Annotated in this window: 9 protein-coding genes; 7 read left to right on the top strand and 2 right to left on the bottom strand. The window is 71.0% G+C overall.

What is annotated here, in order from left to right:
- A complete protein-coding gene (locus DJ010_RS02965) occupies window positions 1–780 on the top strand; it encodes a YveK family protein (RefSeq protein WP_109692109.1) in 780 nt (259 codons plus the stop codon).
- A 3-nt stretch (window positions 781–783) separates the two neighbouring features.
- Here DJ010_RS02965 and DJ010_RS02960 read toward each other — a convergent pair whose 3' ends face one another.
- Window positions 784–1,860 (bottom strand): beta-galactosidase, encoded by a 1,077-nt coding sequence (locus DJ010_RS02960; protein ID WP_158282907.1) that lies wholly within the window; start codon window positions 1,858–1,860, stop codon window positions 784–786.
- Between the two features lie 72 nt (window positions 1,861–1,932).
- On the opposite strand from DJ010_RS02960, the gene DJ010_RS02955 reads away from it, so the two are divergent.
- Both DJ010_RS02955 and DJ010_RS02950 read left to right on the top strand, forming a co-directional pair.
- Window positions 1,933–2,298, top strand: coding sequence for a VOC family protein (locus DJ010_RS02955; protein WP_109692107.1), 366 nt, complete (start codon window positions 1,933–1,935; stop codon window positions 2,296–2,298).
- 803 nt (window positions 2,299–3,101) lie between these two features.
- On the top strand, window positions 3,102–4,481 hold the full coding sequence (locus tag DJ010_RS02950; protein WP_109692106.1) for an HNH endonuclease: 1,380 nt from the start codon (window positions 3,102–3,104) through the stop codon (window positions 4,479–4,481).
- Between the two features lie 169 nt (window positions 4,482–4,650).
- On the opposite strand, the gene DJ010_RS02945 is transcribed toward DJ010_RS02950, so the two are convergent.
- Window positions 4,651–5,106: a hypothetical protein gene (locus DJ010_RS02945; protein WP_146207240.1), complete on the bottom strand. Its 456-nt coding sequence runs from the start codon at window positions 5,104–5,106 to the stop codon at window positions 4,651–4,653.
- A gap of 96 nt (window positions 5,107–5,202) precedes the next feature.
- On the opposite strand from DJ010_RS02945, the gene DJ010_RS02940 reads away from it, so the two are divergent.
- The 4 genes from DJ010_RS02940 to DJ010_RS02925 all read left to right on the top strand — a co-directional run bounded on the left by DJ010_RS02940 (window position 5,203) and on the right by DJ010_RS02925 (window position 11,311).
- Entirely contained in the window at window positions 5,203–6,936 is a 1,734-nt protein-coding gene (locus DJ010_RS02940; RefSeq protein ID WP_245927153.1) for a methylmalonyl-CoA mutase family protein, read from the top strand.
- Window positions 6,933–9,083, top strand: coding sequence for a methylmalonyl-CoA mutase (gene scpA / locus DJ010_RS02935; protein WP_109692103.1), 2,151 nt, complete (start codon window positions 6,933–6,935; stop codon window positions 9,081–9,083). The genes DJ010_RS02940 and scpA overlap by 4 nt, the downstream gene beginning before the upstream one ends.
- A gap of 7 nt (window positions 9,084–9,090) precedes the next feature.
- Window positions 9,091–10,074, top strand: coding sequence for a methylmalonyl Co-A mutase-associated GTPase MeaB (gene meaB / locus DJ010_RS02930; protein WP_109692102.1), 984 nt, complete (start codon window positions 9,091–9,093; stop codon window positions 10,072–10,074).
- A gap of 142 nt (window positions 10,075–10,216) precedes the next feature.
- Window positions 10,217–11,311, top strand: a complete 1,095-nt coding sequence (locus DJ010_RS02925) for a ScyD/ScyE family protein (protein ID WP_158282906.1) — start codon at window positions 10,217–10,219, stop codon at window positions 11,309–11,311.
- Window positions 11,312–11,320 lie beyond the last annotated feature (9 nt).

Raw genomic sequence — 11,320 nt, 5'->3', positions numbered from 1 at the left:
ATGCCGAAGGCTCAGTCTGCGCCGGGCCTCAGCTCGGCCATCGGGCGTCTGTGGTGGGTCATCCTGCTGGCGGCGATCATCGGCGGTGCCGTGTCCTACGCCGTCGCCGACCGCAGCACCACCGAGCGGATCTACGGCGTCGTCAACATCCGTCCAGTGGCGACCCTCGCCAACGACCGCGTCGACCTCGTCGAGGACCTCGACGCGGCCCTCACCCTCCCGTCCGTGCTCAGCGGTCCCGCCGAGGACGCCGGCCTCGAGGTCGACGAGCTGCGACGCGACCTGACCGTCGCGCCGGTGGGGGAGACCAGCTTCGTCCGGGTCAGCGTCGCCGTGCGCGACGGCGACGAGGCCGCGGCCGAGGACGTCCTCCGGGCGGTCGTCGCCTCCGCCGCGGAGTTCATGTCCGGCGACGACCCGACCGCGATCTCCGACGACACGCTCGCCCAGCAGCTGAAGTTCGTCGACCAGCGCATCGCCGCGCTCGACGTCGCGGTCGCCGAGGCGACGTTCGGGACCCCGCGCCACACCGAGCTGGTCGCCGAGCGCAAGGCCGTCCGCGAGGAGCGGGTCGCCGTGCAGCAGCAGGCCGCCCTCGCCGAGGACGAGCGCGAGTCGCGGCGCGTGGTGCTGCCGTTGACGATGCAGGGCGAGGACCTCACCACTGGCGGCTCCGACACCCAGCTGCGTCGCGCAGCCGCCGGCGCCGCTGTGGGCGGCCTGGTCGCCGCTGTGCTGATCATGGGCTTCAGCCTCGGCGGGCGCCGTCGTACGCCGTAGGGCTCAGTCCTCGCAGTTCGCCAGCAGGGCGTCGTGGACCTCGCGCCGCTCGTCCTCGGACAGCTGCTGGAACGCGGCGTACTCCAGGTAGCAGGCGCCCATCCGCACCCCCGCCCACACGGCGTCGCTCATCGAGCCGTCGTTGAGCGTGAGCTGCCAGCCGTGCGGGGTGTCCTCAGGGGCGAGCCCCGCCAGGTAGCAGTGCCAGCTCTCCGCCGTCCCCGCCGGCTCCCCGGGTGCGGGGCACACCTCGTCGTCCGGCCCGAGCCCGTGGTCCTCCAGCACCAGCCGGTAGGGGTAACGCGCACGCAGCCGGTTGAGCAGGTCGCGCTCGGCGACCCACGAGGAGTCACGCGTCATCTCCCAGGTGCCGTGCCCGGCCAGCGAGATTCGCGTCCGCTCGAAGCTCGTCATCATCGCGTCGGTCGACCCGGTGATGCAGTCCTCGTGCTTGGCCGTGGTCAGGCCGGCCTCCTCCAGCAGCACCAGGGACGCAGCGTCGACCCCCAAGATGAACGGCTCGGCGTACGCCGTCGAGCAGGCGCTGTTCGCGACGTCGACCACCTGGGCGTCGTCCTCGTACCGGCGCGCGACCTCCTCCATCAGACCCGTGTAGTGCTGCAGGAAGCGCGGGTGCCAGAACTTCGCGACGCAGCCGGTCGCGCCGTTGGCCGTCGACGGGTGCACGGTGATGCAGCCGTCGGTTGCCTGCTTCAACCAGTACGGCGCGTCGCGCCCGGTGCGGATGCGGAGCCGGAACCGGACGTCGGGGTGCTCCTCGAGGATGCTGTCGATCGCGTCGAAGTCGAAGCTGCCGCGGGCCGGTTCGACCTCCTTCCACGTCGTCGTGATCGTCCCGAAGTCGGCGTACGGCACGGTCGCCAGCGCGCGCGGCTCGACCACGACCAGGCCCGCGAGGGCAGGCTTCAGCGGCGGCGGCTCATCGGTCAGCGTCGGTTCCGGCCGCTGCGGCCGGTCGCCGTCGGTGCGCTCGGGGTCGCCGCTGCACGCCACGACGAGCGCGAGGACAGCGGCCAGCGCGGCGAGGCCCGCAACGGGCCGCGGCTTCGGCTTCCCCAAGGTCGATCCTTCCGCTCGGGGGCCACGGTAGACGGTCGTCCGATGTCGGTGGGCGCCCCTAGGTTGAGGCGCATGGAGATGAAGCTCGAGCTGGTGGTCGTGCCCGTGAGCGATGTGGATCGGGCCAAGGAGTTCTACGTGCAGGCGGGGTTCGTGCTCGACCACGACCACACCGTCAGCGACGAGGTGAGGTTCGTGCAGCTCACCCCACCCGGGTCCGGCTGCTCGATCGCGATCGGCAAGGGCTTGTCCGGCATGACCCCCGGCTCCGTCGAGGGCCTCCAGATGGTCGTCGCCGACGCCGACGAGGCCCACGCCGACCTCTCCGGCCGCGGCATCGACGTCAGCCCCGTCGACGACCAGCCCTGGGGCCGGTTCGTCTACTTCGCCGACCCCGACGGCAACCGCTGGGCCCTCCAGCAGATCACCACCCGCTGACCCTCCGGTCACGGTCGAGCAGCCCGTTTAGGTCGTCAAGTAGCCCGCTTTGGTCGTCGAGTAGCCCGAGCCGCTAGGCGAGGGCGTATCGAGACGCCCTTCGATACCCGCGGCCGTCGGACCGTGGGTAGTAGCCGCTACAGTCGAATTGCCTGGCTGGGCGCCGTCGATGGTCGCGTGACTGTCCCCCCTTGCCCTGCCCCGGTGACGGGAGGCCTGGGGTACTCGTTGTGGTTGCGGCCGCGACAGGGAGGACGGGTGGTCGCGGTCGGCTTGCGGGTGCGTCCGGTCGTTGGTCGTCGAGTAGCCCGCGTCGGTCGTCGAGTAGCGCCGAGCGCTCTGCGCGAGGCGCGTATCGAGACGCCGCAAGCTACCCGCGGCCGTCCGACCGTGGGTAGTAGCCGCGACAGACGAATTGCATGGCTGAGCACCGTCGTTGGTTGCGCTGCTGTCCCCCTTGCCCTGCCCCGGTGACGGGAGGCCTGAGGTACTCGCTGCGGTTGCGGCCGCGACAGGGAAGACGGATGGTCACGGTCGGCACGCGGCTTGCGGTCGTCGAGTAGCCCTTGCCTGTCGGTCGTCGAGTAGCCCTCGTGTTGGTCGTCGAGTAGCCCGAGCCGCTAGGCGAGGGCGTATCGAGACGCCGCAAGCCGTCCTGCGGCCGTCGGGCCGCCAGTCCGCGGGCCGTTGAAGAAGAGGTTTCGAGCCACCTGTCGTCCACAACCCGACCGCAGGGAATCCCCCGTCCACAAGCGAGTTCCGGCCGCTTCGAACTGTCGGTGGTCCCATGTTGAATAGGCCTCATGGAACTCGGGACCGCACCGCTCTTCGACCTCCCCGCCCCCTTGGGCGTCGAGGCCGCCGAGCCGGTCGCACCCGAAGCAGAGCCCGTGCCGCTGACCCGGTCCCAGGTGTTGCTCGCTGAGATCCGTCAGGACGAGCAGGTCATCCGAGACCGTGAGATCGCCAAGATCTGCCACATCGCCGAGTGGGCGCTCGAGCACGTCGTCGACGACGAGGCCGACGCCGCCACCCTCACCGAACGCGGCCTGGACACCGGCCTCCCGCTCGCCGGCCCCGGCGCACCCCTGATCAGCGACTTCGCCGTCATGGAGCTCAACGCCCTCCTCGGCCGCTCCCTGGACTCCGGTCGCAACTACGTCGGCCAGGTCCTCGAGCTCTCCCACCGCCTCCCCCAGCTGTGGCAGCGGACCCTCGACGGGCAGGTGCCGGTCTGGAAGGCACTACGCATCGCCGATCTCACCCGCTCCCTCTGCGATGAGGCAGCGGCCTACGTCGACCGGCAGCTCGCCATCAGTGCCCAGGGCTGCACCTGGCCCCAGGTCGACAGGCTCGTCGAAGAAGCCCTCGTCCGGTTCGACCCCGAGGCCGCCGAGGAACGCCGCCGCCAGGCGCACGAACACCGTCACGTGAACACCGGTCTGGATGCGGTCGGGTTCAACGGCACCGCGAACCTCTCCGCCACCCTCGACGCTGCCGACGCCCTCGACCTGGAGAACGCCATCGCTCGCCGCGCCAAGCTGCTCGGTCAGCTCGGCGACGAAGACAACCTCGACGTCCGCCGCTCCAAGGCCCTCGGCGAAATAGCGCGGGAGGACCTGATGCTCGACCTGCACGTGGTCGACGCCGAGACCGGGGAGATCACCCGCACGGTGCCCGGCCGGAAGACCGAGCTGATCCTGCACCTCAACCCCGACGAGATGACCGTGGGTCGGTTCGGCAACACGAAGACTCCGATCTCACCGGAGCAGATCAAGACCTGGCTCGGACTGTCGGGCACGACGGTCCTCGTCAGGCCAGTCGTGGATCTCGCCGGGCACCAGCCGGTCGACTCCTACGAGATCCCCGACCGCCTCCGGCGTCAGGTCACCGAACGCGATCACCACTGCGTCTTCCCCCACTGCACGGTCTCGGCAGGCTCGACCGTCAGACCAGGGCGCTGCGACCTAGACCACGTCGAACCCCATACCGACGGCGGCGCTACCTGTCCGTGCAACCTCGCCCCCTTGTGTCGCGGGCATCATCGGATGAAGACCGCCGGTCGCGCCGCCTACCGGATGCTCCACCCCGGTACCTACGTCTGGACCCTCGACTCCGGCACCTACCTCGTCGACCCCACCGGCACCCACCGGTTGACCGGCACCCGCCCGCCCGACCACTAGCTGCCGAGCTCCGAACCCCGCCACCGGCGGGGCCATCGGCGTGCCTGCGACCCCTCGGTCGTCGAGTAGCGCCGAGCGCTCTGCGCGAGGCGCGTATCGAGACGCCGCAAGCCGCACGCCGACCGCAACCACGGCGAAAGGCGTTTCGACACGCCGTCAGCGGCTCGGGCTACTCGACGACCGAGGGATCAGCCGGCTCGGCACCCTCGCCGAGCGTGCGGGGCGGGAGGTCGCCACGGGAGATCGACTCGGTGATCCGGCGGATCCGGTCGCGGCTCTGCTGCCAGTCGCCGGCGTGCATCTCGTAGTAGGGCTCGAAGCCGCGCCGGACCTCGACGATCCAGTGCCGACCGAAGAAGACCCGGCCGAGGGCGACGACCGGGATCAGCAGCAGGATCACGGCGAACTCGACGGCGGCGACGATCGTCAGCACCAGTGCCAGCAGGATCACCGGGGCGAAGATGACGAGGAAGACCAGCGCGATGATCCCGCTGATGGGGTCGGCGCCTCCTGCAGGGATGCTCGGCACCAGGTCCCACGCATCGCCGACGCCCTTGGTCCGCCGGCGCCAGGGGACCCAGCGGCGGGTCACCCGCCACGTCGTCCCGTCATGCTGAGCCTTCACGGCGAGGATGATGCCTCAGAGCGGCCTTGCAGCGTGACGAATCACACGGCTGGGACGCTGAAACGTGTTCCCGTGCCTCGCCGTATCCTGCGAACCGTGACGACTGGCGATACGAGCGCGGCAGCGGGGACGCCCCTTGCCCTCGCGCAGCCCGAGGACCGGCACAGCCGGCAGGAGTGGGAGGCTGCGACCGCGGCCGTCCTCCGCAAGGCACGCAAGCTGACCGACGAGGACCCGGACTCGGGGGTCTGGGACCGGTTGACGCGTACGACGCTCGACGGCATCGCGATCACCCCCCTCGGCACGCCCGACCTGCTCGACGGGCTGCAGACCTCCGGCCGCCCAACGCGGGCCGGGGCGTGGGACGTGCGGGCCCGGATCGCGGGGGCGGACGAGAAGCTTCTCAACGAGCACGCGCTCGTCGACCTCGACGGCGGCGTCACCTCGCTGTGGGTACGGGTCGACGACGACACCGACCTGCCCGTGGTGTTGGACAAGGTCCTGCTCGACCTCGCGCCCGTGGTGCTCGAGCCGACAGGTGACGCGGTGGCCGCGGCACGGGCTCTCCTCGACCACGCGTCCTACGTCGACCTGCACCCGGCCACCAACCTCGGCGCCGACGCGGCGACCGCCTCCGGCGACGACCTGGCCACGATCGCGGGCCTCGCCCAGGACGCGGGAGTGTTGGCTGTCGTCGTGGACGGGACGGCCGTCCACGACCAGGGCGCCTCCGACGTCCAGGAGCTCGCGGTCTCGCTCCTCAACGCGGTCGCCACCCTCCGCATCCTGACCGCGCGCGGATTCAGTGCTGCCGACGCTGCTCGACTCATCGAGTTCCGCTACGCCGCCACCGACGAGCAGTTCCCCACGATCGCGAAGCTCCGCGCCGCCCGCCGGCTTTGGGCACGCGTCCTGGAGCTCTCGGGCGTCACCGGGGTCGACCAGCGTCAGCACGTCGTCACCAGCCGTCCGATGATGAGCAAGTACGACCCTTACGTGAACATGCTGCGCACCACCGTCGCCGCGTTCGCCGCCGGCGTCGGCGGGGCCGACGCGGTGACCGTGCTGCCGTTCGACAGCCCGCTCGGCCAGCCCGACGCCTTCAGCCGGCGCATCGCGCGCAACGTCTCGCACCTCCTGATGGACGAGTCCCACGTGCACGAGGTCGCCGACCCGGCGGGCGGTGCGTACGCGGTCGAGAAGCTCACCGACGACATCGCGGTCGCCGCGTGGGAGCTCTTCGGTCGGATCGACGTCGATGGCGGCGGCGACATCAACCCGCTCATCGAGGAGACCGTCGCGAGGCGCGAGGCCGAGATCGCCAAGCGCAAGCGTCCGATCACCGGCCTCTCGGAGTTCCCGAACCTCACCGAGAACCTGCCGGCGCGCGAACCGGTGACCGGCGAGCAGGAGGTCCGCCGCTACGGCGCCTCGTTCGAGGCGCTGCGCGACGAGCCGGCCGCGAACCCGGTCTTCCTCGCGACCCTCGGCCCGATCGCCCAGCACACGGCCCGCGCGACGTTCGCGAGCAACCTGCTCGCCGCCGGCGGCATCGCCGTCGAGGTCGCCGGCCCGACGAGCGGCGTGGACGACCTGGTCGCGGCGTACGGCGGACAGGCGGTCGTCTGCCTGGCCGGCACCGACGCCGCCTACGAGGAGTGGGGGAGTGCCGCGGCTGCCGCCCTCCGCGAGGCGGGAGCCCGACACGTGATCATCGCCGGGGTCTCGACAAACTCGACCGCCGAGGTCTTCGACGCGGTCGACGCGAGCTGCGCGATGGGCGTGGACGCGCTGGCGTTCCTGCACCAGACCCGGGAGGCGCTCGCATGAGCATTCCGAAGAGCTTCGCCGGTCTCCCCCTGACGGGGGACGCCGCGTCCGCCGTACCCGTGCACGGCGACCTCGAGTCCTGGCACAGCCCCGAGGGCATCGAGATCAAGCCGTCGTACGACGCGAGCGACCTCACCGGTCTCGACGCGCTGGACACCTGGCCCGGACTGAGCCCGTTCCTGCGCGGCCCGTACCCGACGATGTATACGACTCAGCCCTGGACGATCCGGCAGTACGCCGGCTTCTCCACGGCCGAGGAGTCCAACGCGTTCTACCGGCGCAACCTCGCAGCCGGCCAGAAGGGCCTGAGCGTCGCGTTCGACCTGGCCACCCACCGCGGCTACGACTCCGACCACCCACGGGTGCGTGGCGACGTGGGCATGGCGGGCGTGGCGATCGACTCGATCTACGACACCCGCACCCTGTTCGACGGCATCCCGCTCGACCAGATGAGCGTGTCGATGACGATGAACGGCGCGGTGCTGCCGGTGCTGGCGCTCTACATTGCTGCGGGCGAGGAGCAGGGGGTGAAGCCGGAGCAGCTGTCGGGGACCATCCAGAACGACATCCTCAAGGAGTTCATGGTCCGCAACACCTACATCTACCCGCCCGCGCCGTCGATGCGGATCATCTCCGACATCTTCGCGTTCACCAGCCAGCGGATGCCGCGGTTCAACTCGATCTCGATCTCCGGCTACCACATGCAGGAGGCCGGGGCGACCGCCGACCTGGAGCTCGCCTACACGCTCGCCGACGGCGTCGAGTACATCCGCGCCGGCCTCGAGAGCAGCCTCACCATCGACCAGTTCGCGCCTCGCCTCAGCTTCTTCTGGGCGATCGGCATGAACTTCTACATGGAGGTCGCCAAGATGCGCGCCGCGCGCGCCATCTGGAGCCGGCTGGTCCGCCAGTTCGACCCGCAGAACCCGAAGAGCCTGAGCCTCCGCACGCACAGCCAGACCTCCGGCTGGAGCCTCACCGCCCAGGACGTCTTCAACAACGTCGGGCGCACCTGCATCGAGGCCATGGCGGCGACCCAGGGCCACACCCAGTCGCTGCACACCAACGCGCTCGACGAGGCGATCGCTCTGCCGACCGACTTCTCCGCGCGGATCGCCCGCAACACCCAGCTCCTGCTGCAGCAGGAGAGCGGAACGACGTACACGATCGACCCCTGGGCCGGCTCCTACTACGTGGAGAAGCTGACCCACGACCTCGCGCAGCGCGCGTGGGCGCACATCGAGGAGGCGGAGGCCGCCGGCGGGATGGCGGCCGCCATCGAGCAGGGCATCCCGAAGATGCGCATCGAGGAGGCGGCGGCACGCACCCAGGCGCGCATCGACTCGGGCGCGCAGAAGGTCATCGGCGTCAACACCTACCGGCTCCCGGCGGAGGACCCGCTCGAGGTGCTCAAGGTCGACAACGACGACGTCTACCGCCAGCAGGTCGCCAAGCTCGAGCGGCTGCGCGCCGAGCGGCACCAGGGCGACGTCGACGCGGCGCTCGAGGCGCTGACCCGCAGCGCCGACACGGGCGAGGGCAACCTGCTCGAGCTCGCCGTCGACGCGGCCCGTCACAAGGCGACGGTCGGGGAGATCTCCGACGCCCTGGAGAAGGTCTACGGCCGGCACCAGGCCGTGATCCGTACCATCTCCGGCGTGTACCGCGACGAGGCCCAGGAGGCCGGTGACACCCTGCTCGGCCAGGTGCGCACCGCGACCGACGAGTTCGCAGACGCCGAGGGCCGTCGTCCGCGGATCCTCGTCGCGAAGATGGGCCAGGACGGTCACGACCGTGGGCAGAAGGTCGTCGTCTCGGCCTTCGCCGACATGGGGTTCGACGTCGACGTGGGCCCGCTGTTCTCCACGCCCGAGGAGGTCGCCCAGCAGGCGATCGACGCCGACGTGCACATCGTCGGTGTCTCCTCGCTGGCGGCCGGGCACCTCGCGCTGCTCCCCGCGCTCAAGGAGGCGCTCGCGGAGCACGGCCGGGAGGACATCATGGTCGTGATCGGCGGCGTGATCCCGCCCGACGACGTGCCGATCCTCAAGGACATGGGGGCGGCCGCGGTGTTCCTGCCGGGCACCGTGATCGCCGAGTCGGCGCTCGACCTGCTGGCGAAGCTCCGCGAGCAGCTCGGGCACTGACAGGTCGATGGTGGACGTAGCGGAGCTGCTCGAAGGCATCCGGGAGGGCCGCCGGGCGCAGGTCTCGCGCGCCATCACGCTGGTCGAGTCGACCAGCTCGAAGCACCGCGACCAGGCGCGCGAGCTGCTGACGGCGCTCCCCGGCCCCGACCAGCCGGAGCACCGGCGGGCGGTCCGCGTCGGCATCTCCGGCGTGCCCGGCGTGGGCAAGTCGACGTTCATCGAGGCGCTCGGCAGCCGGCTCACGGCCGAAGGACACCGGGTCGGCGTCCTCGCGGTGGACCCGTCCAGCGTGCGCACCGGGGGCTCGGTGCTCGGCGACAAGACCCGGATGGCCCGCCTGTCCGTCGACCCCGACGCATTCATCCGGCCCAGTCCGTCGGCCGGCACCCTCGGCGGCGTGGCCCGGGCGACCACCCAGGCGATGGCGGTGCTCGAGGCCGCCGGGTACGACGTGATCCTGGTCGAGACCGTCGGCGTGGGTCAGTCCGAGATCACCGTCGCCGGCATGGTCGACACCTTCCTCTTCCTCACCTTGGCCCGCACCGGCGACCAGCTCCAGGGCATCAAGAAGGGCATCCTCGAGATCGCCGACGTCATCGCGGTCAACAAGGCCGACGGCGACCGCGAGAAGGAGGCCAGGGGGGCGGCGCGCGAGCTCGCCGGCGCCCTGCGCCTGGTGCGCGGCCACGACGAGTGGGCGCCGCCCGTCGTCACCTGCTCCGCGCTCGAGGACGTCGGCGTCGACGACGTCTGGCAGCGCGTGCTCGACCACCGCGAGCACCTCGGCGCCGGCGGGCTGACGGCCAAGCGCGCCGAGCAGCAGCTCGACTTCACCTGGGCGCTGGTCCGCGACGAGCTCGACCAGCGGCTCCGTCACTCACCCGGGGTGCGCGCGGTGCAGGACGAGGTGCGCGCTGCCGTGCTGTCCGGCGACCTGACCGCACCGCTCGCGGCCGACCGCATCCTCGCGGCGTACGACGCCGACTGACCCCGCACGCGCGGTCGTCTCCTGCTCTGGGAGGGTCCCGATCAGTCCTGAGGATGATTTCTTTACCAACAACGGGGTGCGGCCCGGATCGCTGACGTAGCGTCCGCGGCTCGATGCATCAAACCCCCGAGAGGTGAAAATCGTGTCTCCATCCATCCCTGCTCGACGTCTCGTCGCCGCCGGAGTGGCGGCCGCCGCGGCGCTCGCGGTGACGGTCGCACCCGAGGCGACCGCCACGTCCGCCGCGCCGGGTGCTCCGAACGCCGTCGCGAAGAAGCTGCTGTCGCCGCTGAGCGTCGACGTCACCGCGAAGGACGCCGTCGTCTACAGCGCCAACTTCGCCGGCACCCTCTACCTGAAGAAGCCCGGCAAGAAGGCCGAGGTCATCTTCCAGTCCGCCAAGCAGCGCGAGGTCGGCGCCATCGCCGTGGATCGGACCGGCGCCTGGTTCGTGCACGGCGCCACCTTGATGCGCCGGACCTGGAAGGGCGAGCGCAGCGCGGTCGCCAACCTCGGCAAGTTCGAGAAGGCCGAGAACCCCGACGGTGACGTGACCTACGGCGCCCCGACCGTGTCGGAGGAGTGCGCATCCCAGTTCCCGACCGGTGAGGGCACCCTGCCGCCGCAGTACGAGGGCATCGTGGAGTCGCACCCCTACGGCACCGCGGCCGTCGGTCGTCAGGCCTACGTCGCCGACGCGGCCGGCAACACGATCCTCCGCGTCGGCCGCAACGGCTCGGTCGAGTCGGTGGCCGTGCTGCCGCCCATCCCGGTGGAGATCACCGCAGAGGTCGCCGAGGGACTCGGCTTCCCCGAGTGCTCGGTCGGCCACGACTACAACTTCGAGCCGGTGCCCACCGACGTCGAGATGGGCCCCGACGGGCTGCTCTACGTCACCAGCCTCCCGGGCGGTCCCGAGGACGGCACCGTCCCCGGTGGGGTGTTCACCGTCGACCCGGCGAGCGGCGAGGTCGCTGAGGTCGCCTCCGGCCTGGTCAGCGCGACGGGCCTCGACGTGGCGCCGAACGGCGACGTCTACGTGTCCGAGCTGTTCGCCGGCAAGATCACGCGGATCCCGGCCGGTGGCGGCGAGCCGAGCACCTACCTCGAGGTGCCGCTGCCCGCGGCCGTCGAGATCAAGGGTCGCCACCTCTACACCACGGAGAACGTGCTCACCGGCCTCTCGGGCGAGCCGGGCGACGTCCCCGCAGGCAAGGTGGTCCGCTACAAGCGCTGACCCAGCACA

Origin of the sequence: Nocardioides silvaticus (genome assembly GCF_003160695.1) — a bacterium.
Taxonomy (GTDB): Bacteria; Actinomycetota; Actinomycetes; order Propionibacteriales; family Nocardioidaceae; genus Nocardioides; species Nocardioides silvaticus.
The sequence above is the reverse complement of the archived record's forward strand: the minus strand, read 5'-3'. Positions and strand labels throughout refer to the sequence as shown.

Bases quoted from the DNA above. Each gene is read 5' to 3' on its own strand.
- meaB (WP_109692102.1), top strand. From the start codon at position 9,091: ATGGTGGACGTAGCGGAGCTGCTCGAAGGCATCCGGGAGGGCCGCCGG.
- DJ010_RS02955 (WP_109692107.1), top strand. From the start codon at position 1,933: ATGGAGATGAAGCTCGAGCTGGTGGTCGTGCCCGTGAGCGATGTGGAT.
- DJ010_RS02965 (WP_109692109.1), top strand. From the start codon at position 1: ATGCCGAAGGCTCAGTCTGCGCCGGGCCTCAGCTCGGCCATCGGGCGT.
- DJ010_RS02950 (WP_109692106.1), top strand. From the start codon at position 3,102: ATGGAACTCGGGACCGCACCGCTCTTCGACCTCCCCGCCCCCTTGGGC.
- scpA (WP_109692103.1), top strand. From the start codon at position 6,933: ATGAGCATTCCGAAGAGCTTCGCCGGTCTCCCCCTGACGGGGGACGCC.